The organism is Nocardia higoensis NBRC 100133 (assembly GCF_000308595.1).
GTDB classification, from domain to species: domain Bacteria; phylum Actinomycetota; class Actinomycetes; order Mycobacteriales; family Mycobacteriaceae; genus Nocardia; species Nocardia higoensis.
Genome location: NZ_BAGA01000065.1, coordinates 55,629 through 81,267, shown reverse-complemented (window position 1 = coordinate 81,267; position 25,639 = coordinate 55,629). Strand labels below are relative to the sequence as shown.

Here is a 25,639-nt window from a genome sequence, read left to right as displayed (position 1 = left end):
ACGTGCCGGGTTCGCGGAGAAGGGAATACAGGCCATGCCGGATGCCTCGACCGAGGTACTCCTCGACGATTTCGAGAACAGGGACGACTGGGAGATCCGTGGCCCGGGCGCGGAGCAGACCCATCTGACCACCTTCGTCGAGGGCGCGCCGGCCAAGCGCCCCGGCATCTACGCCGACGGCGAGCGCGGTGCCGACCACCGCGCCGTCGTGCTGCTGATCCGTTCGGCCGCAGCCGGTTTCGAGGTCGAGCTCGCGCCGCGGGCCGGGCGATCGCGGGCCCTGCCCGACGGGACGAGCGAGCTGCGGCTGTGGATCCGTTCGCCGCACGCCGATCTACGGGTGTGGGCGGTCCTGGCGGACGGCGAGGTGCCGCTCGGATCGACCCCGGCCACCGGGGAATGGATCCGGCTGCACCACGACTTCGACGGACCGATCGCCGCCACCGCACTGCGCGCCCTGCGGGTCCGGCTCGACGCGGTCACCAAGCAGGCGGGTGAGGTCATGATCCTGCTGGACGACCTCACCGTGGTCACCGCCTGAGAACGGGTCCGCAGGGCTCGCGACGTACCCCCCGTACGCAGGCGCATGTTTGCCGTGCGCCCGGCACGGGTAGGTGCGGGTACACCCCGCACAGCCGAGCTCCATCCGACAACCGAGGAGTGATCATGGCTCAGTCATTGCTCGACTCCGTGATCGGCAGCACGGTTTTCGACGCCAACGGCGAAACGGTCGGTGCCGTCGAAGAGATCTACATCGACACCGACAGCGGTTCGCCGACCTGGGTAGCGGTCGCCACCGACATGGCCGAGGGGAACGCGCTGGTCCCGTTGTCCGGCGCCCAGCATCGGTTCGACCGCGAGTCCCTGCGAGTGCAGGTGAGCAAGGAACGGGTGCGCACGGCCCCGCATCGGGACCACGACGGCGGTGTGAGCCGCACGGCCGAGGCCGAACTGTTCGCGCACTACGACATCGACCCGCGCCGCGGCGGCTGGGACACCTACGGCCGCCATCGAATTCACCCCGGCGCCGACGAGCCGCTCACCTACGGGCCCGACAACCCGGTGCGCGGCCACGACTCCGTCTGCTCGGAGCCGGGCGCCTCGGTCCGATTGCGCAGGTACGTCGCCGCGGAGTCCTGACCGCTCACTCCCGGCCGCAGGACGTGACCGGTGGTGTTTGCCCGCGGATCGCCGGGGTAGTTGCGTGGAGATAGCTGATCTGCCAGCCGCGCCCCGGCGCCTCCCGCAGGGGCCTCGGAAACCCACGAACTCCCGAGGAGCGCACGTGACTCAGTCAACGCTCGATTCCCTGCTGGACAGCATGATCATCGACGCGGACGGCGCCAGAATCGGCAAAGTCAAGCAGATCTATGTCGACAACGACAGTGGCTCTCCGACCTGGGTCGCGGTCTCCACCGGATGGTTCTCCGGAGATTCGCTGGTCCCGCTGGCCGGTGCCAGGCCACAGGGCGAGAAGGGAGATCTGCGGGTCCGGGTGCGCAAGGCCCAGGTCAAGTCGGCGCCGCGCCTGGACTCCGACGGCCGCCTCAGCCGTGATGCCGAGACCGAACTGTTCTCGCACTACGGCTTGGCTCCGCGCTCGGCGAGCCGGGATGCCGGGGAAGGCCGTCATATCCGTCCGGACGCCGACACTCCGATGACCAGCGGCCGCGCCGACGTCGCGCCGCACGGAAGGCGCACGGCCCGCTCCGAGGAACAGCTCGTGGTCGGCGCCGACAGCGAACGCCCGGTGGGCAAGCATCGACGGCGCACCGAGGACCCGCGCGACCGCTGGTGACCGGCACACGCGGCGTCTCGGCGATGCCCGGCCCCGCCGGGCGTCGCGTCGTCAGCGGCGGTGCACCCGCGCGCAGACCTGCTCGGTGAATTCCCCGGTGGACGCCGTGCCGCCGAGATCGGCGGTGGCGATGCCTGCCGCGAAGGTGGCCGCCACCGCGCGCTCGATGCGCTCGGCGGCATGGGTCAGCACCACGCTGTCGTCGCTAATTCCCAACCAGCGCAACAACATCGCCGCCGACATCTGCATCGCCACCGGATTCGCCCTGTTGTGCCCGGCGATATCCGGCGCCGCGCCGTGCACCGCCTGGGCCATCGCGCGGGTCGCCGAGGAGTTCAGCGACGGTGCGGTGCCGAGCGATCCGCTCAACTGCCCGGCCAGGTCGGAGAGGATGTCGCCGAAGAGATTCTCGGTGACCACCACGTCGTAGTCCTCGGGCGCCCGCACGAGATGGGCGGCGGCCGCGTCGACGTGTTCGTCGTCCACGCGGATACCGGGATAGGACTGCGCGATCTCATAGCAGACCTCGCGGAACAGCCCCATGGTGCGCGGCAGGACGTTCGCCTTGTGCACGATGGTCACCTTCCCGCGCCGGCTCGCCGCCAGCCGCATCGCCTCGTGCGCGATGCGCTCGGTGGCCCCTCGGGTGATCACCGCGACCGACATCGCCATGTCGGCGCTGGGCTGGAACTCCCCCGATCCGGCGAACATGTTCCGGTCGGCGTAGAAACCCTCGCTGTTCTCCCGCACGACCACCAGGTCGATTCCGGGAGCCGCGGCCCGCACGCCGGGGAAGGCGCGGGCCGGGCGGATATTGGCGTAGAGGTCGAAGTGCTTGCGGATCGCGCCACCCGGCGGCGTGGCCTTCCGGAACTCGCCGGGATAGGAGACATTGTCGTGGGGACCGAGCAGCCAGGCGTCCAGGCCCTCGAGCACCTCGATCGTCCGCCGCGGTAGCGGCTCGCCGAACTCCTCGATGGCCCGGTGGCCGATCGCGGCGGGCACCCATTCGATCGGTGCGCCGCCGACCGCCGCCATCGCCTCGTCGACCACCCTCCGGGCCGATCGGACGACCTCCGGTCCGATCCCGTCGCCCTCGATCGAGCCCAGCCGCAGCGGACTGTTCGCCGTCCCGGACCGTTGGAGGTTCTTCGCTTCGCTCACCGGCCCATCTTCGCGCCGGCTGACCCGCACCCGACGGCCGACCCGCCCGACGAGCTGTCTACGTCCCGACGAGGTGTTTCCACACCCCAGCCCGGGTACTCGGGACGGAACGGCGAACGACGCCGCGCCCGGCCGGCATGCCCACGGGGGAAGATCGACGGCGTGCCCGGCGTTACACCAGGCGACACACGACACGAGAGGACGTCATGGCGACCCAGACGCTCACCCAGCAGAACTTCGACGAGGTAGTCACCGGCAACGACGTGGTGCTGGTCGATTTCTGGGCCGAATGGTGCGGACCGTGCCGCAACTTCGCGCCCACCTACGAGGCCTCCTCGGACAAGCACCCCGACGTCGTGCACGGCAAGGTGGACACCGAGGCCGAGCAGGGCCTTGCCGCCGCCGCCAACATCCGGTCGATCCCGACCATCATGGCCTTCCGCGAGGGCGTGCTGGTGTTCGCCCAGCCCGGCGCGCTGCCGCCGGCCGCGCTGGAGGATCTGGTTTCCCAGGTGAAGGCGCTCGACATGGACGAGGTGCGCAAGCAGCTCGCCGAGCAACAGTCCGCGGCGGAGTAATCACCCGCCTACGACGAACGGCTCGTCCCCCGTTCGGTGGACGAGCCGTTTCGTCATGCGGCGGCGCTGACGCGCAGAGATCAGGAACCGAGCCGGTTGACACCGGAAAGGATTGCGCGGACCGAGGATTCGGCGCTGTCACCGGCCATGGCGGCGCCCCAGCCGCGCTTGCCGTTGAACTCGCAGCGGACGAAGGTCGCGGTGCCCTCGCCGGTGCGACGCTGATGGAACTGCAGGATCTCGACCGGGAAACCCTCGTCGTAGAGGGCCGAGGTGAGTGCGGCGACCGGGCTGCCGGTGGTTGCGACGGTGCGCAGCCGGTCGTCGAACTCGAGCGTCGCGGTGTATGCCGCGGCGCGGTCGCCGAACGCGGCCCAGTCACTGAGCCGGATCGGGCCGGTCTCGCGGCAGTAACGGTCGTGGAATTCGGCCGGAGTCATTCCGGCGCTCTCGGCACGCAGGCCGCGCGGGGCGGCGGAGGCCAGCGCCTGGGGGTCGATGGTGGTGGGCATGGTGGCGAAAGACATGGTCATTGAAGGAGGTCTTCCCGAAGAAGTCGGTGGAGGGGACCAGCATCAACAGAGGTAACAGCCCGCAGCGAGGGGGCCGGTCCGAAATCAGACCCCGCTACGGCGGGTTACTACGACGGGTAGCGCGTACGCCGGGGTAATGGCGTTCTGCGCCTGCATGGTGAGCCCGGCAAGAGCCATCGACGACGCTGCGTCGCGGTCGGCGACACCTAGCGTTGCGTTGAGGCGATGAGCGGGATTCGGCACGGTCTCGACAATAGGCACCCGAGGGCCGGACCGCAACCTTATCGCGCTCTCGGTGTCGCTACCCGTGAGTATCATCACCGCAGCTCACAGCTGCACCGACAGACTCGGCGTGGCGCAGGCACGCCGGGCCGACGGGTATGAGGGAATGGCCTATGCGATTCGACGAGTACCGCATGCACGACGCGATCGGTCTGGCCGAACTCGTCGCCGCCGGCGAGGTGCGCCCGATCGAGCTGCTCGAGCTCGCCCTCGCCCGCTGCGCCGAGGTCGACCCCGATCTGGGCGTTCTCACCGCGCTGCTGGACCGCCCCGCCCGCGAACGCGCCACCGGTTCCCTCGACGGTCCGTTCGCCGGCGTGCCGTTCCTCATCAAGGACCTGATGCAGGACTACGCGGGTCACCCCACCTCGGCGGGCACCGGCCCGCTGCGCGCACTGCCCGCCGCCGAGCACAGCATCGTCGTCCGGCGCTGGCTGGACGCCGGTCTGGTGATCTTCGGCAAGACCGCCACCCCGGAGTTCGGCTGCAAGGCGGTCACCGTCTCGCGCACCTTCGGAATCACCCGCAACCCTTGGGATCTCACGCGCACGCCGGGCGGATCATCGGGCGGTTCGGCGGCCGCCGTGGCCGCCGGAGTCGTGCCGGTCGCAGGCGCCAACGACGGCGGCGGCTCCATCCGCATCCCCGCCGCCTGCACCGGCCTGTTCGGCTTGAAGCCCGGACGCGGCCTGGTGCCCAACGGCCCGCTGGCCGGTGACTCCATCCTCGGGGCGGGCGTCCAGGGCGTCGTGTCCCGCAGTGTCCGCGACACCGCCGCCATGCTCGACGTCCTGTCCCCGCCCGATCCCGGCGCGCCGTATACGGTGGCCCGCCCGCTGCAGTCCTACCGCGAGGCCATCGCCCTGCCGCCCGGACCGCTGCGCATCGGCTTCACCGACCGCTCACCCCTCGGCACTCCCGTGCACGAGCACGCCACCGCCGTCGTCACCCGCACCGCCCACCTGCTGGAATCCCTGGGCCACGCGGTCGAGCCCGCCGAACCGGAGATCGACGGCCCGCGGCTGGCGCAGGACTTCATGACCGTCTGGACCGCGCACCTCGCCACCTCCGTCGCCCAGACCTGCGCCAGGACCGGTGCCTCACCCACCGATTTCGACATCGACACCCAGGCCATGGCCGCCGTCGGCCGCGCGGTCTCCGGACCCGGACTGGTCGCCGCCGGTGACCGCTGGAACGAGTACACCCGCGCCTTGGCCGCATTCCACTCCCGCTACGACTTGCTGCTCAGTCCCACCCTGGCCGAACCGCCGCTGCCCATCGGCCGCGACGATGTCCCCCGCGCGGTCGGCCTGATCCTGCCCTATCTGTTGCGGGCGGGCGTGGGCCACATCGTGGCGCGCACCGGCCTGTACCGCAACACCGTCATCGCCAATCTCTCCGCGGCGCCGTTCACCCAGCTCGCCAATGTCACCGGCAGACCCGCCATGAGTGTTCCGCTCTCGATCACCCAGGAAGGCCTGCCGATGGGCGCGCATTTCACCGGCCCGACCGGGAGTGAGGCACTGCTGCTGCGCCTGGCCGCCCAGCTGGAGGCCGCTGCGCCGTGGTTCGACCGGCATCCACCGGAGATCGCCCGGCGGTGAACTGCGCGCCGGTCCGGTCAGCGCAGCGACGGGGTGGTCTCCGCGCCCATGTGGGTCAGCTTCTCCGGGTTGCGGACGTAGTACAGGCCCGCGACCCGGCCGTCCTCGACGTGCACCGCCAGCACGCCGTCGAACACGCCGTCGGCGGTGACCATGAAGGCCGGACCACCGTTGACCACGACGCGCTCGAACGACAGCGTCGCGCCGGTCCTGCCGACGGCCCCGGACACGAAACGGATCACCTTCTCCGCGCCGACGACGGGCCGCAGCGCGGTCCGCACCAATCCGCCGCCGTCGCCGACGATGACCGCATCGGGGGCGAGCACGTCGAGCAGGCCCTGCAGATCCCAGGTTTCCAGCGCCCGCTGGAACGCGGCGAGTACCTCCTCGGTCGCATGCGCAGGCACCGAAGCCCGCGGGCGTCGGGCCGCCACGTGCGCGCGGGCGCGATGTGCGATCTGACGCACCGCCGCGGGGGTCTTGCCGACGGCCTCGGCGATCTCGTCGTAGCCGACCTCGAACACCTCGCGCAGCACGAACACCACCCGTTCGGTCGGTGCGAGTGTTTCGAGAACGAGCAGCAACGCCATCGACATGCTCTCCGCGAGCTCGACGTTCTCGGCCACATCCGGTGTGGTGAGCACCGGCTCGGGTAACCACGGCCCGATGTAGGACTCCCGGCGCCGCCGCACCGTCCGCAATCGGTTGAGTGCCTGGCGAGTGGTCATCCTGACCAGGTACGCGCGCGGGTCCCGCACCGGTTCCGGATCGACCTCCACCCAGCGCAGCCATGTCTCCTGCAGTACGTCCTCGGCGTCGGCGGCCGAGCCGAGCATCTCGTAGGCGACGGTGAACAGCAGATTCCGGTGCGCGAGGAAGACCTCGGTCGCCGGGTCGGCGGCGTGATCGCTCATCCGCGGAAGTCCTTTCCTCCCGGCACCCGTGGTCAACGCCCCACCGGCACGATATCGTCGGCCGCCCGCACGGTCCGGCCGCGCTTGCTGTCCCGGAAGATCCAGGAGAAGGCGCCCGGCTCGCGGGCCTCGGCCGCCAATTCCTCGATCACGCCGCGGCAGGCATTCTCCTTGATCATCGCGGCCACCCGGCCGCCGAGCCCGAACCGGGTGACGGTGTCGTCCTTCGTGGCGAGCTGAACCATGGCGGCCCGGCGGCCCAGGCCGATGCACTGGCCGAAGAAACCGACGTTGATGTCGCGGGGCCGTTCGCCGGCGATCCTGGCCAGCACCGTGTCGGCGGCGTGCGCGCCCAGCGGCCGCGCGCTCTGGCAGCTCATCCGCAGCGGCGCCCCCGACGGCGAAGCGCAGTCTCCAGCCGCGACGATCCGGTCGTCATCGATACTGGTCAACGTCTCGTCGGTGAGCAGACGGCTCAGCGCGTCGGTGCTCAGACCGCTGCGCGCGGCGAGATCGGGGGTGGCGAAGCCCGCTGTCCAGATGGTCACCGCGCTGCGCAGGGTGTGCCCGCCGCTCAGCCGCACCCCGCCTCGGGTCACCTCGACGGCGGTCGCGTCCGGCCCGTCGAGCAGGGTGACCCCGAGCCGGGTCAACCGCCGGGCGATCGAACGCCGCACCCGCGGATGCAGGTAGCCGTGGAGCACGTCACCGCAGACCAGCGTGACGGCGCGCCCCTGTTCGGCCAGTTCGGCGGCGACCTCGATGCCGGTGGAGCCACCACCGACGACGGTCACCGGTGCGGACGGCGGCGCGCCGTCGAGGACCGGGCGCAACCGCCGAGCCTCTTCCAGCGTGCCCACCTGATAGGCGAATCGGGCCGCGCCGGGGACCGCGGGCGCGGCACCGCCGCTACCCACGGCATAGATCAGGTAGTCGTACCCGAGGTCAGGCCCCTGCGCCGTGGCCACCGTGCGCCCGGCGACGTCGATCCGGTCGACCGTGTCCACCAACAGCCGGACCCGCTCGGACAGCACGTCCCGATAGTCCACCACGGCCTCGTCCGAACCGGCGATCAGCTGGTGCAGCCGGATACGGTTCACGAACACCGGGCGCGGATTGACCAGGGTGACCCGCACATCCGCGCGCCGGGTCAGCCGGTTCGCGGCCATCACTCCGGCATAGCCGCCGCCGATCACGACGACGTCGATGTACTCGCTCATGTGTCCTCCTCCATCGTGGGGTTCGGACACAGGACACCGGCGGCCCCGGAATCGTGACAGCCGGTGACCCGGATCACCGCCGATCAGTGCGCGGCGGAGTCCCAGCTGCGGCCGGTGCCGACCGAGACGTCCAGCGGCACCGACAGCGAGATGGCCGAGGACATCCGATCACGGGCCAGCTGCTCGAGCGCCTCCCGCTCCCCCTCGGCGACCTCGAAGACGAGTTCGTCGTGGATCTGCAGCAGCATCCGCGAGCGCAGCCCCGCCGCCGGAATCGCCTGGTGCACATCGATCATCGCGACCTTGATGATGTCGGCGGCGGTGCCCTGGATCGGCGCGTTGAGCGCCATCCGCTCGGCCGACTCGCGGCGCTGGCGGTTGCTGGAATCCAGATCGGGCAGGTAGCGGCGGCGACCGAACAGCGTCTCGGTGTAACCGACCTTGCGAGCTTGCTCGACCACCTCGTGCAGATAGTCGCGGATGCGCCCGAAGCGGGAGAAGTAGATGTCCATCTGCTCCTTGGCCTCGGCGGTGCTGATCTTCAGCTGCGCCGACAGGCCGTAGGAACTCAGCCCGTAGGCCAGGCCGTAGGACATCGCCTTGATGCGCCTGCGCACCTCCGGGGTGACTTCCGAGATCGGGATGTCGAACGCCTTCGAGGCCACGAACGAGTGCAGGTCCTCCCCGGAGTTGAACGCCTCGATCAGGCCCTCGTCGCCGGACAGATGCGCCATGATGCGCATCTCGATCTGGCTGTAGTCGGCGGTCATCAGCTCGGCGTAGCCGGACCCGACCACGAAGGTGTCGCGGATCATCCGGCCGGTGTCGGTGCGGATCGGGATGTTCTGCAGGTTCGGCTCGGTGGAGGACAGCCGGCCGGTGGCCGCGATGGTCTGGTTGAAGGTGGTGTGGATGCGGCCGTCGTCGGCGACCGACTTCAGCAGGCCGTCGACGGTCACCTTCAGACGGGTGGCGTCGCGGTGCTCGAGCAGGTGCGCGAGGAAGGGGTGCTCGGTCTTCTCGAACAGCGATTCCAGCGCGTCGGCGTCGGTGGTGTAGCCGGTCTTGGTGCGCTTGGTCTTGGGCATGTCCAGCTCGTCGAAGAGCACGACCTGCAACTGCTTGGGCGAGCCGAGGTTGATCTGCTTGCCGATCACCCCGTAGGCGGCGTCCGCGGCCTGGGCAACCTTGTCGGCGAACTGCCGCTGCAACGCCTCGAGCTGATCGCAGTCCACCGCGATGCCCGCGTCCTCCAGTTCGGCCAGCACCGAGAGCAGCGGCAGCTCCATATCGGTGAGCAGCGCGGTGGACTCGATCTTCTCCAGCTCGGCGTCCAGCGCCTCGGCCAGATCGAGCACCGCGCGGGCGCGCAACATCTCCGCGCGCGCGGTTTCGGCGTCGAGGGTCTCCTCGTCGTCGAGCAGCGAGAGCTGGGGGCTGTCGTCGGTCTCGGCACGCAGCTCGCGGTGCAGGTAGCGCAGCGAGAGATCGTCGAGGTTGAAGCTGCGCTGCCCCGGCCGCACCAGGTAGGCGGCCAGCGCGGTGTCGCTGGTCAGGCCGCCGAGGGTCCAGCCGCGACCACGCAGCGCGTGCATCGCCGATTTGGCCTCGTGCAGGGCCTTGGGCACGTTCGGATCGGCCAGCCAGGCGCCCAGCGCGGCCTCGTCCTCCGGCGTCAGGATCGCGACATCGATGTAGCCGCTCTCGCCGTCACCGCCCGCGATGGCCAGTGCCGTCACGTCACCGTGCGCGGGCGCACCCTTGCCCACCACCGAGACACCATGGCGCACACCTGTTTTCGCGTGCTCCGCCAGCCAGTCCGCGACCGCGCCGACGGCGAGCGCGCCACCGCTGATCTCGAAGCCTGCCTCGGCTTCGGGCTGCGGCGGCGCCAGCGTCTCGAACAGCCGGTCACGCAGCACGCGGAACTCGAGGTCGTCGAACAGCCGGTGGATCTTCTCCCGATCCCACGGCCCCTGCGCCAGCTGGTCGGGCGTGTACGGCAGCGACACGTCCTTGATCATCTCGGTCAGCTGGCGGTTGAGCACCACACTGCTCAGATTCGCCCGCAGCGCGTCGCCGACCTTGCCCTTCACCGTGTCGACCTTCTCCACCAGCGTGGCCAGATCGCCGTACTCACGGATCCACTTCGCCGCCGTCTTCTCCCCCACACCGGGGATGCCGGGCAGGTTGTCGCTCGGGTCGCCGCGCAGCGCCGCGTAGTCCGGATACTGGGCGGGCGTCAGGCCGTACTTGGCCATCACCTCCTCCGGGGTGAACCGGGTCAGATCCGAGACGCCCTTGCGCGGATAGAGCACCGTCACATCGTCGTCCACCAACTGCAGCGAGTCCCGGTCGCCGGTGACGATGAGGATGCGGAAGCCCTGCGCCCGCGCCTGCGTGGTGATCGTCGCGATCAGATCGTCGGCCTCGTACCCGTCGATCGCCATCACCGGGATCCCCAGCGCGGCCAGCACATCCTTGGTCAGCTCCACCTGCCCGCGGAACTCGTCGGGCGTCTGACTCCGGTTGGCCTTGTACTCCGGATAGGCCTCGGTGCGGAAAGTCTTGCGCGACACGTCGAATGCCGCCGCGATGTGCGTGGGCTTCTCGTCGCGCAGCAGGTTGATCAGCATGGCGGTGAACCCGTACACCGCGTTCGTCGTCTGGCCCGTCACCGTCTTGAAGTTCTCCGCCGGTAGCGCGAAGAACGCCCGATAGGCGATGGAATGGCCGTCCAGCAACATCAGGGTCGGCCGGTCACCCCCGGCGGGGGCAGCGGTGGAACCCGGACGCGGAGTGGTGGTCGCTGGAGTCACCCGTCAGAGTGTATTGAGCCGCACCGACAGCTGCCGCACAGGGCGCGAGGCAGGCCCGCGCGAACGGGCGGCGCCGCCTCCCCGTCGTGCCGGAGAGGCGGCGCCGTGCTCACCCGACGCCGAGATAGGCGGACTTGACCGCCGAGTCGGTCAGCAGTTCCGCGCCGCTGCCGGACTTGGTCACCGCGCCGGTCTCCAGGATGTAGGCCCGGTCGCTGCGGGCCAGGGCCTGCTGGGCGTTCTGCTCGACCAGCAGCACCGTGGTGCCCTGCTCGTTGATCTGGCTGATGATGCGGAAGATCTGCTGGATCACCATCGGCGCCAGCCCCATCGAGGGTTCGTCGAGCAGGAGCAGACGGGGGCGGGCCATCAGCGCCCGGCCGATGGCGACCATCTGCTGCTCGCCGCCGGAGAGGGTGCCGCCGACCTGTTTACGGCGTTCCAGCAGCCGGGGGAAGAGCTCGAAGACCCACTCCAGGGTCCGGTCGTACTCGGACTTCTGCTTGAAAGTCCTTCCGTAGCAACCCATGTCGAGATTCTCCTGGACCGTCATGCCGGGGAACACGCCCCGGCCCTCCGGCGCCTGGATGAGGCCGCCGACGACGCGGTCGTGGGCCTTCGTGGTGGTGATGTCGCGGCCTTCGAAGGTGATGCGGCCGCGGGTCAGCGGCAGCAGGCCGGACAGGGCGCGCATCGTGGTGGTCTTGCCCGCGCCGTTGGCGCCGAGCAACGTCACCAGCTCACCCTCGGCCACGCTCAGCGAGACGCCGTGCAGGGCCTGGATGCGGCCGTAGTTCACCACCATGTCCTCGACCTCGAGCAGCGGGGCGCCGCCCGAAGGCCTGGTCGCCGCCGCGACCGGCGTGGGTTCGGCCGTGCGCTGGGGCCGGGGAGCGGGTTGGGAAACCCGGGCCACCGGGCCGCCGCCGGGCTTGGTGACCGGCAGCTTCTGGGTCGGGTAGTCGGCGGGCGAGGGCGCGCTCGACGGCTGCGTGGGCGCGGCCGGTGGCGCCGCCGGGGTCCTGCCCGACACCTCCTCGTCGGGCACACCCAGATACGCCGCGATCACCGCCGGATCGTCACGGATCTCCGAAGGCAGCCCGTCGGCGATCTTGCGGCCGAACTCGAGCACCACGATCCGGTCGGTCACGCCCATGACCAGCCGCATGTCGTGCTCGATGAGCAGCACGGTGAAGCCGTCGTCGCGGATCTTGCGGATCAGATCCATCAGCGCCGACTTCTCGCTCGGGTTGAACCCCGCCGCCGGCTCGTCCAGGCACAGCAGTTTCGGCTCGGTGGCCAGCGCGCGGGCGATCTCCAGGCGGCGCTGATCGCCGTAGGAGAGATTGCGGGCCTTCTCCACCGCGCGCGGGGCGATGCCGACGAACTCGAGCAGCGCCATGCCGCGTTCGATGGCGTCGCGCTCCTCCCGGCGATGCCGCGGCGTGCGGAAGATCGCGCCCGGCACCGAGGTCTTGTGCCTGGCGTCGGTGCCGACCACCACGTTCTCCAGCGCGGTCATCTCCCCGAACAGCCGCACATTCTGGAAGGTCCGGGCGATGCCGAGGCGGGTGATGGCGTTGCGCTTGGTCTTCTTCAGCGGCTGACCGTCGAAGAAGACCTGCCCCGCCGAAGGCGCGTAGACGCCGGTGATGGCGTTGAAGCAGGTGGTCTTGCCCGCACCGTTCGGGCCGATCAGGCCGAGGATCTCGCCACGTCGGATCTCGAAACTCACCTCGTCGAGCGCGGTCAGGCCGCCGAAGCGGACGGTGAGCCCGTCGGTGCGCAGCAGCGGCTCGCCGACCGCGGTCTCGAACTCCCGGTGCGGTGCGACGACCTCGGCCACGACGTCGTCGTCGGCCAGCACCGGCAGCACCGCGGTCACATCGACCTCGCCGACGCTCCTGGCTTCCGGCGCCGCGGCGTATCCGGCCGCCATGTCCTCGTTGTCGAACAGCGCGTCACCCGCGCCCGGCCCGGTCACTTGCCCGCTCCGATCGGCTCGCCGACCGTCGGTCTGCGCACGGCCTGATACACCTGCCTGCCGTAGGTGAGCAGTTTCTGCCGCACCGGGAACAGGCCCTGCGGCCGCAGAATCATCATCACCACCAACGTGATACCGAAGTACAGATACTTGAGGTCACCGAGCGATTGCGCGCCGCCCTGCCGGAACAGCAGCACGCTGCCCAGCAGCAGCGCGCTCATCACGCCGGTGAAAACCATGGCCGTGTTCGTCAGGGTGCGCAGCCAGCCCAGCAACTCCTTGCCCCGGAACTTCCAGAACACCAGCAGACCGACGAAGACCAGCACGGTCACGATCAGCCACAGGTAACCGGTGGACTCGCTGTCGACCAGATTGACCGAGGTCAGCCGCTTGGGCAGGTAGGCGATGATGAACGCGCCGAAGATCACGCCGAGCTTGTTGCCCTGGCCGCCGATCACCACCGCGCACAGGAACAGCATCGAGTTGATGATGTTGAAGCCGGTGGGGTTGATGAACTGCACCTGACCGGCGTAGATCGCCCCGGACAGACCGCCGATGGCGGCGCCGATGGTGAACGCCCACAGCTTGAACTTGAAGGTGGGCACACCCATGACCTCGGCGGCGTCCTCGTCCTCGCGGATGGCCACCCAGGCGCGCCCGACCCGGCTGCGCTCCAGGTTGCCGACGATCAGCAGCACGATGATCACCATCACCAGGCCGAACCAGAACCAGTAGGTGCCGTAGCCCGCGCGATCGAGCAGATTCGCGCTGTCGGGATCACCGGTGTTGCCCGCGGAGAACACGCCGTTGGGCTTCTCCTCGGATTCACCGATGTGCGGGTAGGCGACGCCGGACAGGCCGAGGCTGCCGTTGGTCAGCTCCTGCAGATTGTCGGCGAGCAGCCGGACGATCTCGCCGAACCCGAGGGTGACGATCGCCAGGTAGTCGCCGCGCAGGCGCAGGGTCGGCGAACCCAGGATCAGACCCGACACCGCCGTCACCAGCACCGCCAGCGGCAGGCAGGCCAGCCACGCCCAGCTCGGATCGAGCCAGCCGCCGTCGGTCTGGTTCCACGGGCTGTTGGGACTGGTCAACAGGCCGACGGTGTAGGCGCCGACGGCGTAGAAGCCGACATAGCCGAGGTCGAGCAGGCCGGCTTGGCCGACAACGACATTCAGGCCGATGGCTATGAGCGCGAACATCGCGAACTCGGCCATGACCAGGCCGAAGTTGTAGGACGGGGTGTCCAGGAACGAGGGCGGGAACAACGGCAGCAGCGCGAGCAGAATGATCGCGGGCACGCCGACGCCCCATTGCGCGGGGCGCGACAGGCCTTCCCACCAGGTGCGGATCGCGTCGCCGAGGCCCGCGCGCGGTGGGGCCGATTCGGTCGAGGCGGGCGGAGTCGATGCGGGCGGAGTGGCGATCGAGGTGCTCATACCCTGGCCTTCCCGAGACTTTCACCGAGGATGCCGGTGGGACGAATCATCAACACCGCGACCAGCACCACGAAGGCAACCACATCGCGCCATTCGTCGCCGAAGAGCATCTGGCCGTACTGCTCGGTCACGCCCAGCAGCAGGCCGCCGAGCAGCGCGCCGCGCAGATTGCCGATGCCGCCGAGCACCGCGGCGGCGAATGCCTTGATACCGAGGATGAATCCACCGGAATAGATGATGCCGAGCGGGATCTTCACCGCGTAGAGCATCGCGGCCGCACCGGCGAGCACACCGCCGATGAGGAAGGTCAGCATGATCACCCGCTCCCGGGAGACGCCCATCAGCGTCGCGGTGTCCGGATCCTGGGCGACCGCGCGGATACCGCGGCCGAATTTGGTTCGGTTGATGAGGATTTCGGTGGTCAGCGCGAGCACGACAGCGGAGGTGACGATCAGGATCACCACATTGGTGACATCGGCGCCGAAGAAGCTGAACTGCGTCGTGGGCGTCACCAGCCGGATCGGCTGCTGGGCATTGGTGCCACCGAGATCGGGATCGATCTTGGGCAGCAGGAAGTGCACGAACTCCTGGAGCACGAAGGACATGCCGATCGCGGTGATCAGGAACGCCAGCGGTTTGGCGCCGCGCCTGCGCAGCGGCCGGTAGGCGATACGTTCCAGGCCGACGGCGGCGCCGCCGGAAACCACCATGCCGACGACCATCGCCAGCCCGAGGTAGATCACCGTCAGCACGACGCCCTGGCTATAGGCCTCCGGACCCGCGGTGAACCCGAAGATCATGAAACCGATCAATTGGCCGAACATGCCGAGCATGAAGATTTCGGAATGGGCGAAATTGATCAGCCGGAGCACACCGTAGACGAGCGTGTAGCCCACCGCGACCAGCGCGTAGATGGAGCCGTGAGTGATTCCGTCGACGGTCAGCCGCCAGAATTGATCGATCAACGCCTGGTAGTTGAAATCTATCGATCCGGCAGTGAGTAACACTCCCGCCGATGCTGTTGTTGTCATGCCCGATTCGCCCTCATCTTCTGCCCTCATGAAACAGCACGCACGACGGGGCGTCGGTATCCCTGTCGTGCGTGCTGTGTCGTTACCGGCCTACTTGACCTCGTAGATCCAGATCTGCGCGTTGGCCAGTTCGCCGTCCGGGCTCCACTTGTACTGGCGGGCCAGACCCGGCGCGTCGTAGGTGCGCACGAATTCGAGCAGGTCGGGACGGGTCACCTTGCCGCCGTCGATGCCCTTGGCCAGGATGGTGGCCAGGTCGTAGGCCTCGACCGAGTACACGCCCGGCGCCTGGCCGGCGAGCTGCTGGTAGTCCTTCGAGAACTGCTCCGGGGCCGGGCCACAGGGGCAGGTCAGCACGGCGCCCTTGGCGGCGTTACCGGTCTGCGAGATGAACTGCGGGTCGTTGACGCCGTCCGGGCCGACGAACACCGCGTCCACGCCGCCGGACTTCAGCTGCTGGGCCAGCGGAGCACCCTCGGCGTAGTAGCCGGCGAAGAACACCGCGTCGGGCTCGGCCGCCGCGATCTTGGTGACGGTGGCCGAGAAGTCCTTGTCACCCTTCTTGACGCTGGCCGCGCAGGCCGGATCGGCCGCCGCGCCCAGCGACTCGGTGACCTTGGTGCCCAGGCCGACACCGTAATCGGTGTTGTCCTGCACCACACAGACCTTGCCGTAGCCCGCGGTGTTCACCAGGTACTTGGCAACCGAGGGGCCCTGGACGTCGTCGTTGGCCAGGCCGCGGAAGAAGCTGGTCCAGCCGTTCTTGGTGAGGGTGGCGTTGGTGGCCGAGGAGGTCAGCGTGGGCAGGCCCGCGTCGCTGAGGATCTGGCCGGTGGCCTTGGTCTCGCCGGAGAAGGCCGGGCCGACCAGGCCGACGATCGAGCGATCGTTGATGACCTGCGGGATGACCTGGGTGGCTTTCTGCGGATCGCCCTCGGTGTCGAACTGCTTGAGCTCGATCCGGCAGCCCGGGTTGGCCTCGTTGTGCTTGGTGATCGCGAGCTTCGCGCCGTTGAGGATGTTGATGCCCAGGGCCGCGTCGGGGCCGGTGAGCGCACCCGCCATGGCGATCGACGTGCCGGGAGCGCAGGTCGCCGAGCCGTCGCCGGCGGGGTCGGCGGCCGAGGCCGGGTCGGTCGCGGGCACTTTCTTGCCCTCGAGATCCACCTGCGTCACGGGCTGGATGGACAGGCCCGCGGTGCCGGTGCCAGTCGTTTCGGAACCGCTGTCGGTCGATTTGTCGCTACATCCGGTCAGCGCGAGGGCCGCAGCGGCGCCGATGGCCACCATGCCTCGCGTCGTACGACCGCGCCGAGTCGAACCGAACCAAGTCGAACTGCGCACGTCTCACCTCTACGTCCTGAGCTCCCCGGCGGGCCGGGAGGCCGACCAATGTCGGCCCGGACAGAAACATAGCGTCGGTTCGGACGATCCGCATGGCAATGGGCACATGCAGGCGGCGATGTGTCGAATTCTTTCCGGCAATTATGTTTCCGGTGCGTAAATTCTTCCCGGGTTCACCGCGCGCACGGCAAAGCGCCGGCTCCTCGGCCCCGGCTCACTTGGGCGCGAGGTTCTCCAGCACGACTTCGGCCACCGCCTTCATCGTGGTCCGCCGGTCCATCGCGGTGCGCTGAATCCACTTGAACGCCTGCGGTTCCGACAGCCCCTGGGTCTGCATCAGCACACCCTTGGCACGCTCGACCAGCTTGCGCGTCTCCAGCCGGTCGGACAGATTCGCGACCTCGCTCTCCAGCGCGGTGATCTCGTGGAACCGGCTCGCCGCCAACTCGATCGCGGGCACCAGATCCGACTTGGTGAACGGCTTGACCAGATACGCCATCGCCCCCGCGTCACGGGCCCGTTCGACCAGGTCGCGCTGACTGAACGCGGTCAGGATCACCACCGGCGCAACACGTTTCGACGCGATTTCGGCAGCGGCATCGATCCCGTCGCGGCGCGGCATCTTCACGTCCATGATCACCAGGTCCGGCCGGTGCTCCACCGCGAGGTCCACCGCCTGCTGCCCGTCGCCCGCCTCGCCGACGACCTCGTAGCCCTCTTCGGTCAGCATCTCGACCAGGTCCATCCGGATGAGCGCCTCGTCCTCGGCGACGACGACCCGCTTCGCACCGGCGGACTTCTTCACTCCGGCGGCGTCCTGCGCGCCGGCATCCCCAGCTGTAGTGCTCATACCTCGACCCCTCTGGTGTCCCGATGCCTGTCCCGACCACCACGCGGCACGGCGACACCGGCATTCGGCGTCTTCCGCCCGACAGGTGTCGAGTGCTGTAAAGACTACCGTTGCGGAGCCCTCATAACGCATATACCCTGCGCAAAGTCCGCATCCACCGACTCCTCCCGCCCCGTTTTCGGAGATCCGCCCCGCACCCGCTATAGTTCACTTTCGGTGCGCCGGGTTGGCGGAACTGGCAGACGCGACGGTCTCAAAAACCGTTGTCCGAAAGGACGTGTGGGTTCGAGTCCCACACTCGGCACCAAGGTCATTGGACGTTTTCTTCGTCGTGGCCATCTTCTCCCCCTTCACGCAGTCCGCAGCTGGTCCGCAGCAGTCCGGGCGCCCTCATCCATTCCCCTCGCCACGGCGTCGAGATCATCGGGGAAAAGATGCCCGTAGAGATCCAGGGTCAGCATCGCCGTCTTGTGCCCGAGCATCCGCTGAACGACCTTGATGTTCGCCCCCGCGCTGATGGCCAGCGACGCAGCCGTGTGCCTCAGACTGTGCGGCACGACCCCCGTCAATCCAACGGCCTTCACCGCCGGATCGGACACCCAGCGGAACTCGGTCGACTCCAGATGCCCGCCCTTGTGACTGGGGAAGACCAGCGCCTCCGGCCGGCGGCCCTTCATGATCACCTCGAACTCACCGGCCAGAGCCTCCGGCACAGGCACTGACCGAGTCGTGTGGTTCTTGGTATCGGTCACCACTGTGCCCCGACCGCGCACGAAGGTCGCCGAACGCGAGACCTCGATACGCCGCCGAACCAGGTCCACATCCATCACCCGCAGTGCCGTCGCCTCGCCGAACCGAATCCCGGTGTAGGCCAACGTGAACACCAGCGGCCGGAATCGGCCGGCGGCCATGGCCAGCTGCATCACCTGCAGATGTGTCAGATACCGCCGCTCCCCCGCCATCATCGACGGCAGTTCGACCTCATCTGCCGGATTGGTCGCCAGCCGCTTCGACTTGACCGCGAACCGCAGCACCTGACTCAGCACCTGATAGGACTGGATAACCCGAGACGCCGACAACCCACGCCCCTCGAACCGAGTACTTCCCGCCTCGGAAAGCTTCACCACCCACTCTTGAATGTCCTCGAATTCGATTTCCCGCAAAGGAACCGACTCCCACCGCGGCAAAACGATCGTGTCCAGCAGCGAGCGGTACCCCGCCACCGTCTTCGGTTTGCGGAACTTCTTCGTAGCGAACCATTTCTCCGCCACCACACCGAAGACCACCCCGCTCCGGTCAGGATCGACCCACGTCCCCGTGGTGACCTTCGTCGTTACCTCCCGATCGAGGTAGCGCTGCGCCTCCACCTTCGTGCCGAACGACCGGGACCGCTCCACACCGCTCGGATCGACGTACCGAGCCCGCCAGCGCTTCCCCCTGCCGAACCGCTCCTCCGATTTGACCTTCTTCTTGGTCTTCTTGCCCGTGTCGGGATCGACCTCGACCACCGTCGTGTACCAGCGGTCCTCCACACCCGACCGCGGATTCCGATTCACCATCAGGCGACCTCACGTCTGCCGAACCAGCCGCCACTGCGTGACCTCTTCGTCTCGTTCCGCTTGCGCCACGTCAGCCGGACTCATCAACCCGAACGTCTCGGGCGGCAGATCCATTGCCTCCGCGAAGAGTCGAAGCTGATCGACATCCCGGCACGATCGAGTTCCGTTGAGGTACTTCGAGACCAGCGTTCGATCCACCCCTAGCACACGGGCCATCTCCTCATGCTTCGACAACCCCGTGCGCTTGCATGTAGGCCCGCAGCACATCGGCCAAACGGGACTCGCGCTTGGTTTGCGACATCAGAGCGCCCCGATCTCCTAGAAGGTGGATATCCACCTAAACCGTAGCAACATGATCGTTCGCTGACAGCGACAATGTGTCACGCCCGACCGCCGGACCAGACTGACGGCCGTCGGTTTCAGCATCAAGTGAAGCCAGCACGTAAAGCATCAGTCGAACCACGACAAGCGCTCACGACAGTTGTTGCCGAATTCCGCCATACAGGATCAAGGGGCGGCGCTGGCGCGCCGCCCAGCGGTGCCGCCGCGCGGCACCGCTTTGGCGACGGGGTAGAACGCCGACTGGTTCCTATCTGGCCGCCTTCTTCATCAACCGAGCAGGGCGGGGCACGACGCCAGCCCTACCGAACTTGCCTCCCGCAGCCGAGCACATTCCGCTGGCACTCTGCCCGGTCGACTGGCTGTCGTCGCCGCACCTGCTCAGCCAGGGACGGACTACTCGTCAGTACCGATCGGCCGCGCACTGCCAATCCGTATGAGACATTCTCCACATTCATTGCGCGACCTTCGGCCGCGTGGCCCTGCTGTGTGGTGGCCTGCATTGTGTTCCCGCGCCCCTCCAGCCTCAAGAGCGCCGATGGCGTCCCTACGGGATGGGCTTCGCCCACTCTTGACCCTGGAGCCTCTACGCGAGAAGGGCAGGCCCATGAGGGGCAGGCGCAGCCAGCCCGCCGTCAGGCGCAACCCACCACCCAGCAGGGCCAAACGGTGGTCCCGTAGTCCGGAACAAGTCCGCAGCAGCCGTACGCACGACAAATCTCGCCAACAGTGTCTGCCGGGGTTTTCGCAGGTCACGACGATCTGTCAACCATCACCAACGATGCCGTGACCTGCAACTATTCAGCTAGTCGACCTCGCATGATGGACCACTATTTTCGCCCCAGCCTTCGCGGCCAGGCTGAGCAGTTGATCGACCCTATCCGCCTCGATGAAACCCAGGGTGAATCCATCCCCCTCCACGTCGACACCCACGACCGCGGTATCCAGCGCGAGGCATTCCTCAGCCAGTGGGCCAACGAATTCCTGGATGTCGTCGTAGTCCCATGCGTCATCGTTGGTCCATGTGAACCAGTCCCAGGTCAACGCAGGTGGCGTCGCGGGAAGGCCCTCGAGGTACATGCGGATTTGTGGCGGCGTTATTCGACATTCGCAGTAGATAAGTCCATCTTCACGAAGTGCATCGACGAGCGCGCTGTCCGGGCAAAACCCTCGCGGGTCGGGATGCTCGAGTGAGTAGGTCATGCTCTCATGTGACCTATCGCGGTACACGGCCCACAGATCGATGATGGCAAACAGCGCCGCCCGTTGTTCGTCCCCGACAGACATGGCAGGGAATGTATCGCACCCCACTGACGTCCCAATGACACAACAGCGACACAACTACCCCGAACACCGCCGGACGGCCGAATACCGAATCGCCAAATGACGCGACGGCCCCGTCCAGTCGGATACCTGGAAAATCGGTCCGAGTCTGCCTCCGGAGCAGAAGCGAACTCCTCCTCAATCAGCGTTGCGATTCAGATCGCCCTGTCGCCGACGTTCCATGATCGTGGCGTACGTCGGTTCTTTGGAGTTCGCCGGCAGCGGAGTCGCGTATGGGTCGCCGTACTTGTCCAGACGATCAGCGTGCTTCTTGCACAACTTGCCCCAGCGGCCTCGCTCGGCCCGGGCCACATACTGACAGGTTCCGTCGGGCAACGGACCGTCCAATGGACACTTATCCAGGACATCCATCTCAGGCATGCAGGCAACGATAGCGGCAGCGCATGTTCCAGGCAGGACGGCCGCGCATCTGGGTGATGAGTGCCCGGCCGTTGGCCCGCGCACTGGTTCCCCTTTCTCCACGAAGCCGCAGAGTAGGAAATCTGGCTCGGCCGCCGACCTTATGGCAAGTTGGGCGCGCCGTACATGACCGCAAGCACTTTAGGGATCTAGACGTGCATCAAAGCGCGGCCGGTCCGCAGACTGTCCGCAGCAACGCCCCGCGGAGCCGATTCTTACCAACGATCCCGCACCCCAGATCACCAGGTCATCGCCCGGTCCCCTCTCCCACAAATAACGGCCAACCACACCAAACGCCTGGAGCGACAACCTCAAAAACCGTTGTCCGAAAGGACGTGTGGGTTCGAGTCCCACACTCGGCACCAAGGTGGTGCGGCATTATCGCCGCGGTTCACGGTTGCCCGGATTCCGGGCATGTTCGGCGGTCGTCTCTCGACGACATCGGCGCCGGTTTCGATCCGAGACCTCGTGCACGTCATCGGTTTCCATCCGGTCGTGGCGCTCCCCCGCCGGGTTCGGTGACATCCGCGGGGTGTCCGACTGAATGACCGGATCCGTTCGGTATACGGCACGCAACGCCGGGATGAATATGTCCGCACCTACCCGCGATATGCGTTTTCGCAGCTTCTGCGGCTGCGCGGACCGCTTTACCGTAGGCCCATGCACGTCCTGTTCGTCTGCAACGGCAATGTCTGCCGGTCGGCCATCGCCGAGCGGCTCACGCAGGCCATCGCCATCGAGTACCGGCTGCCGGGGCTGACCGCCGAGAGTGCGGGGACCCGCGCGCTGGTCGGATTTCCCATCGAGCCGCTCGCCGCGCAGACGCTGCGGGGGCTGGGCGGGGATCCGGAGGGGTTCCGGGCGCGCAGGCTCGCCGCCACCCACGTGGACCGGGCGGATCTCGTGCTGGCGATGACCGAGCAGATCCGTGATCAGGTCGCCCTGGACTACGGTGCGGGGGCCCGGACGTTCACGTTGCCGCAGGCGCACCGGATCGCCAAGCTGACCGGGGCGCACACCATCGCCGAACTGCATGCGGCGCGTCATGATCTGTCGCTGGTGGGGCGGGAGAACATCGCCGACCCGGTCGGGTTGTCGGAGGCCGCCTTCTGCGAGGTGGGCGATCGCATCGCCGAACTGCTCGTGCCGCTGCTCCGGGCGCTGGCACCGCACGAACAGCCGGTGGAACGGGCACATCGGCCCCGGCTGGTGGTCGGGCCGAGCGCGCATGCCCGGCCGCTGCCGAGGTTCATGGCCGCTCAGCGCGTCGGCTGAGCCGGCTGGGCGGTCCCGGGTTCGTCGCGGCGGGCACCGGGAAATATCGCTCCCGGGCAAATTTCCCTCCACCGGCTGTGTCGCCGGTGCGCATCGAGGGATTACACTGCCCGCGAACACCTTCCGCCGTTGACGTCTTCGACACGGGACAGGAATCGGACATGCCGAAGCGCATATCGGATCTTTCGCTCCATGTGTATGCCATGCCGGAAACTCTCGACCGGGTCGTCGACACCGTCCGGACGGTGGTGGACGATCACCTCCAGGACCGCGACGTCTTCGCCTGGCGGTTCACCCTGCCCGCGGGCGAGGAGGATCCCGCGCACATCCTGCTGGCCGCCCAGTGGCTGCTGGAGCATCCCGGCGAGCAGCCGGGGCCCAGGAGTACCTACGAGATCGCGCTGAGCCTGGTCGGCGCGCCAGAGGCCCTCACCGAACCGGATCTGGATGCGCTGCGGCAGCGATTGCTCGGCGAGACCGCGGGGCTCGAATCCTCCGGTGCCGACATGGCTTCGGGCCTGCCGCGCACCATCACCGTGCGCAGGCGCGACAGCTTCGACTACGAATTCGAGCGCGAAATCCTCTGAAACGGCGATCGGTGCCCGAGAACCATCTCGGGCACCGATATCACGTCAGTCGTACCGGCGCAGGCATTCGGCGTGATGCGGCGATCGGCCTCGAGCACCGGCCCGGCGCCGGCGGACGAGTCAGCGCCGCGCCGGGAAGTGCCGGATCATGCCTTCCTGCACCGTGGTGGCCAGCAAGTCGCCACCACGCGAGTAGAATCGGCCGGTCGCCAAGCCGCGCGAGCCCGCCGCCACCGGCGATTCGGTGGCGTAGAGCGCCCAGTCGTCGAATCGGAAGGGCCGGTGGAACCAGATCGAATGGTTCACCGTGGCCGCCACGATGCGATCCAGACCCCACGACAGGCCGTGGGTGGTGAGGATCGAGTCGAGCACGGTGGTGTCCGACGAATAGCCCAGCGCCGCCACGTGGATCAGCGGATCGTCGGGCAGCGCGCCGTCGGTGCGCATCCACACGCGGTTGTGGTTCAGGCGCTCGCCGGTGCCCTTGAGGATCCAGGCCGGGTCGTTGGTGTAGCGCATGTCGATCGGGCGCGGGGCCTTGATGAACATCTCGAGCTTGTCCTCGAAGCCCACGAAGCTCGCCTCCACGCGCGGCAGCGTCTCCGGGTCGGGCACCTCGGGCAGGGCGTGCGAGTGCTCGAGGCCCTTGCCGTACTCCTGGAAGGCGGCCAGCATGACGAACAGTTCCTGGTCGTCCTGCAGGGCGGTCACCGTCCGGTTGGCGAAGGCGCGGCCGTCGCGGTGGCGCTCCACCCGGTACTCGATCGGCTGCTTCGGGTCGCCGCCGCGCACGAAATGCGCGTTGACGGCGTGGATGGTCCGGTCGCCCGCGGTGCGGCCCGCCGCCATGATGCCCTGGGCGACGAGCTGACCGCCGAAAGTGCGGCTCCACACCTTGTCCGGATGGTGCCCGATGAAGACATCGGGCTCGGCTTCGTCGAGGTCGAGCAGACCGAGCAAGACATCGAGGTCCGAGGGTCCCTCCGGCACCGACTCCGTGCCGACGGAATCACTCAGCGAGATGCTCACTAATGGTCCTCCTCACCGATGCGGTGCACGTGGATCAGGTTGGTCGATCCGACGGTGCCGGGCGGGGAGCCGGCGACGATGACCACCAGATCGCCCTTACGGTAGCGGTCCATCGAGAGCAGCGCCTGATCCACCTGGTGGATCATGGCGTCGGTGCTCTTCACGGTCGGCACGATGAAGGTCTCGGTGCCCCAGGTCAGCGCCAGCTGGCTGCGCACCTCGGGCAGCGGCGTGAACGCCAGCAGCGGCAGCGGGGTGTGCAGGCGGGCCAGGCGGCGCACGGTGTCGCCGGACTGGGTGAAGGCCACCAGCGCCTTGGCGTTGAGGCGTTCACCGATGTCGCGGGCGGCGTAGGAGATGACGCCGCGCTTGGTACGGGGCACGTGGGTCAGCGGCGGCACCCGGGTCGAGGACTCGGCCTCCACCGCGTGCACGATCCGCGCCATGGTGCGCACCGTCTCGATCGGGTACACGCCGACGGAGGTCTCGCCGGAGAGCATCACCGCGTCCGCGCCGTCGAGCACCGCGTTGGCCACGTCGGAGGCCTCGGCGCGGGTCGGGCGCGAGTTCTCGATCATGGATTCGAGCATCTGGGTGGCCACGATGACCGGCTTGGCGTTCTCGCGAGCCATCTGGATGGCCCGCTTCTGCACCAGCGGCACCTGCTCGAGCGGCAGCTCCACGCCGAGATCGCCGCGCGCGACCATGATCGCGTCGAAGGCCAGCACGATGGCCTCGAGGTTGTCGATCGCCTCGGGCTTCTCCAGTTTGCCGATCACCGGCACGCGGCGGCCGACGCGGTCCATCACGTCGTGCACCAGTTCGACGTCCGCGGGCGAGCGCACGAACGACAGCGCGATGAAGTCCACGCCGAGCTTCAGCGCGAATTCCAGATCCTCGATGTCCTTCTCGGACAGCGCGGGCACCGAGACGTCCATGCCGGGCAGCGAGACGCCCTTGTTGTTGGAGACGGGGCCGCCCTCGGTCACCCGGCAGACCACGTCGTTGCCGTCGACGCGAACGACGGTCAGGCCGACCTTGCCGTCGTCGACCAGCAGGCGGTCGCCGGGCTTGGCATCGGTGGCCAATTCCTTGTAGGTGGTGGAAACACGGTCGTGCGAACCCGCGATGTCGTCGACGGTGATCCGGACTTCCTGACCGGTGGCCCACACCGTGCGGTTCTCGACGAAACGGCCGAGACGGATCTTGGGGCCCTGCAGATCGGCCAGGATGCCGACGGCACGCCCGACATGGTCGGAGGCCTCCCGCACCTTCTTGTAGTTCTCGGCGTGGTCACTGTGGTCGCCGTGGCTGAAGTTCAGCCGCGCCACGTCCATACCGCTCTCGACGAGTTCGCGGATACGTTCCTCGGTGGCAGTGGCCGGGCCGAGTGTGCACACAATCTTCGTCCGTCGCATCACGGGTAGAGCGTAGTCCTGCCCCTCGGGTGGAGGCGGTTGCGGCCTCGATGAAGAGTGCGTGAACTCCGGCGTGGACGGCCCCGGCGTGTCGCCCGGGCGCCCGGACAGCACGACGGGCACCTTCCC

General features: G+C 68.1%; 23 protein-coding genes, 1 tRNA gene and 1 pseudogene. 8 read left to right on the top strand and 17 right to left on the bottom strand.

Translation table 11 applies throughout. From position 1 onward, the window contains the following. The first annotated feature begins 34 nt into the window (after positions 1-34). The 3 genes from ON26_RS09010 (at position 35) to ON26_RS09000 (ending at position 1,798) form a co-directional block, all read left to right on the top strand. On the top strand, positions 35-541 hold the full coding sequence (locus tag ON26_RS09010; RefSeq protein ID WP_040795554.1) for a hypothetical protein: 507 nt from the start codon (positions 35-37) through the stop codon (positions 539-541). 125 nt (positions 542-666) lie between these two features. Further along, positions 667-1,140, top strand: coding sequence for a PRC-barrel domain-containing protein (locus ON26_RS09005; protein ID WP_245545779.1), 474 nt, complete (start codon positions 667-669; stop codon positions 1,138-1,140). Between the two features lie 145 nt (positions 1,141-1,285). Then, a complete protein-coding gene (locus ON26_RS09000) occupies positions 1,286-1,798 on the top strand; it encodes a PRC-barrel domain-containing protein (RefSeq protein ID WP_245545778.1) in 513 nt (170 codons plus the stop codon). Positions 1,799-1,849: 51 nt separating this feature from the next. Here the strand turns inward: ON26_RS09000 and ON26_RS08995 are convergent, their stop codons facing one another. Next, positions 1,850-2,962: an isocitrate/isopropylmalate dehydrogenase family protein gene (locus ON26_RS08995; protein WP_051026850.1), complete on the bottom strand. Its 1,113-nt coding sequence runs from the start codon at positions 2,960-2,962 to the stop codon at positions 1,850-1,852. A 206-nt stretch (positions 2,963-3,168) separates the two neighbouring features. Between ON26_RS08995 and trxA the strand changes: the two genes are divergently transcribed. Beyond that, a complete protein-coding gene (gene trxA / locus ON26_RS08990) occupies positions 3,169-3,540 on the top strand; it encodes a thioredoxin (RefSeq protein WP_040795553.1) in 372 nt (123 codons plus the stop codon). Between the two features lie 80 nt (positions 3,541-3,620). Here trxA and ON26_RS08985 read toward each other — a convergent pair whose 3' ends face one another. Continuing rightward, on the bottom strand, positions 3,621-4,073 hold the full coding sequence (locus ON26_RS08985) for an alpha-isopropylmalate synthase regulatory domain-containing protein (RefSeq protein WP_040795552.1): 453 nt from the start codon (positions 4,071-4,073) through the stop codon (positions 3,621-3,623). 395 nt (positions 4,074-4,468) lie between these two features. Here ON26_RS08985 and ON26_RS08980 point away from each other — a divergent pair, with 395 nt between their 5' ends. After that, complete coding sequence (locus ON26_RS08980) at positions 4,469-5,959, top strand: amidase (protein ID WP_040795551.1); 1,491 nt, start codon at positions 4,469-4,471, stop codon at positions 5,957-5,959. A 17-nt stretch (positions 5,960-5,976) separates the two neighbouring features. On the opposite strand, the gene ON26_RS08975 is transcribed toward ON26_RS08980, so the two are convergent. The 9 genes and pseudogenes from ON26_RS08975 to ON26_RS08940 all read right to left on the bottom strand — a co-directional run bounded on the left by ON26_RS08975 (position 5,977) and on the right by ON26_RS08940 (position 17,560). Further along, positions 5,977-6,873 (bottom strand): RNA polymerase sigma-70 factor, encoded by an 897-nt coding sequence (locus tag ON26_RS08975; RefSeq protein ID WP_040795550.1) that lies wholly within the window; start codon positions 6,871-6,873, stop codon positions 5,977-5,979. Between the two features lie 32 nt (positions 6,874-6,905). Then, complete coding sequence (locus ON26_RS08970) at positions 6,906-8,093, bottom strand: NAD(P)/FAD-dependent oxidoreductase (protein WP_040795549.1); 1,188 nt, start codon at positions 8,091-8,093, stop codon at positions 6,906-6,908. A gap of 83 nt (positions 8,094-8,176) precedes the next feature. Further along, the gene (gene polA, locus ON26_RS08965) at positions 8,177-10,912 is read right to left on the bottom strand and encodes a DNA polymerase I (RefSeq protein WP_040795548.1); all 2,736 of its coding nucleotides are present in this window, start codon (positions 10,910-10,912) and stop codon (positions 8,177-8,179) included. Between the two features lie 109 nt (positions 10,913-11,021). Then, the gene (locus ON26_RS34475; protein ID WP_245545784.1) at positions 11,022-11,717 is read right to left on the bottom strand and encodes an ABC transporter ATP-binding protein; all 696 of its coding nucleotides are present in this window, start codon (positions 11,715-11,717) and stop codon (positions 11,022-11,024) included. A 222-nt stretch (positions 11,718-11,939) separates the two neighbouring features. Continuing rightward, positions 11,940-12,851 (bottom strand): annotated as a pseudogene (locus ON26_RS34470) (ABC transporter ATP-binding protein); the annotation flags it as partial. A 41-nt stretch (positions 12,852-12,892) separates the two neighbouring features. Further along, positions 12,893-14,335 carry a branched-chain amino acid ABC transporter permease gene (locus ON26_RS08955; protein ID WP_040795547.1) on the bottom strand — a complete coding sequence of 481 codons (1,443 nt, stop codon included), beginning with the start codon at positions 14,333-14,335 and terminating at the stop codon, positions 12,893-12,895. After that, positions 14,332-15,366 (bottom strand): branched-chain amino acid ABC transporter permease, encoded by a 1,035-nt coding sequence (locus tag ON26_RS08950; protein ID WP_040795546.1) that lies wholly within the window; start codon positions 15,364-15,366, stop codon positions 14,332-14,334. The genes ON26_RS08955 and ON26_RS08950 overlap by 4 nt, the downstream gene beginning before the upstream one ends. A 90-nt stretch (positions 15,367-15,456) precedes the next feature. After that, entirely contained in the window at positions 15,457-16,656 is a 1,200-nt protein-coding gene (locus tag ON26_RS08945) for a branched-chain amino acid ABC transporter substrate-binding protein (RefSeq protein ID WP_040795545.1), read from the bottom strand. 268 nt (positions 16,657-16,924) lie between these two features. Further along, complete coding sequence (locus ON26_RS08940) at positions 16,925-17,560, bottom strand: ANTAR domain-containing response regulator (protein WP_051026849.1); 636 nt, start codon at positions 17,558-17,560, stop codon at positions 16,925-16,927. 220 nt (positions 17,561-17,780) lie between these two features. Between ON26_RS08940 and ON26_RS08935 the strand changes: the two genes are divergently transcribed. After that, positions 17,781-17,867 (top strand) — tRNA-Leu (locus tag ON26_RS08935). 43 nt (positions 17,868-17,910) lie between these two features. Here the strand turns inward: ON26_RS08935 and ON26_RS08930 are convergent. From ON26_RS08930 to ON26_RS34170, 4 genes are all read right to left on the bottom strand, one after another. Further along, positions 17,911-19,122: a tyrosine-type recombinase/integrase gene (locus tag ON26_RS08930; protein ID WP_505769460.1), complete on the bottom strand. Its 1,212-nt coding sequence runs from the start codon at positions 19,120-19,122 to the stop codon at positions 17,911-17,913. 6 nt (positions 19,123-19,128) lie between these two features. Next, positions 19,129-19,386, bottom strand: coding sequence for a helix-turn-helix domain-containing protein (locus tag ON26_RS35070; protein ID WP_083883952.1), 258 nt, complete (start codon positions 19,384-19,386; stop codon positions 19,129-19,131). 873 nt (positions 19,387-20,259) lie between these two features. After that, on the bottom strand, positions 20,260-20,745 hold the full coding sequence (locus tag ON26_RS33220; RefSeq protein ID WP_157171829.1) for a DUF6630 family protein: 486 nt from the start codon (positions 20,743-20,745) through the stop codon (positions 20,260-20,262). Positions 20,746-20,919: 174 nt separating this feature from the next. Next, positions 20,920-21,162 carry a hypothetical protein gene (locus ON26_RS34170; protein WP_157171828.1) on the bottom strand — a complete coding sequence of 81 codons (243 nt, stop codon included), beginning with the start codon at positions 21,160-21,162 and terminating at the stop codon, positions 20,920-20,922. A 699-nt stretch (positions 21,163-21,861) separates the two neighbouring features. Here ON26_RS34170 and ON26_RS08910 point away from each other — a divergent pair. Beyond that, the gene (locus ON26_RS08910) at positions 21,862-22,476 is read left to right on the top strand and encodes an arsenate reductase/protein-tyrosine-phosphatase family protein (RefSeq protein WP_040795539.1); all 615 of its coding nucleotides are present in this window, start codon (positions 21,862-21,864) and stop codon (positions 22,474-22,476) included. Between the two features lie 161 nt (positions 22,477-22,637). Continuing rightward, a complete protein-coding gene (locus tag ON26_RS08905) occupies positions 22,638-23,063 on the top strand; it encodes a hypothetical protein (protein WP_040795538.1) in 426 nt (141 codons plus the stop codon). Positions 23,064-23,183: 120 nt separating this feature from the next. Here ON26_RS08905 and ON26_RS08900 read toward each other — a convergent pair whose 3' ends face one another. After that, positions 23,184-24,092: an acyl-CoA thioesterase gene (locus ON26_RS08900; protein ID WP_245545777.1), complete on the bottom strand. Its 909-nt coding sequence runs from the start codon at positions 24,090-24,092 to the stop codon at positions 23,184-23,186. Next, on the bottom strand, positions 24,092-25,513 hold the full coding sequence (pyk, locus tag ON26_RS08895) for a pyruvate kinase (RefSeq protein WP_174375387.1): 1,422 nt from the start codon (positions 25,511-25,513) through the stop codon (positions 24,092-24,094). The genes ON26_RS08900 and pyk overlap by 1 nt, the downstream gene beginning before the upstream one ends. Positions 25,514-25,639: the final 126 nt, after the last annotated feature.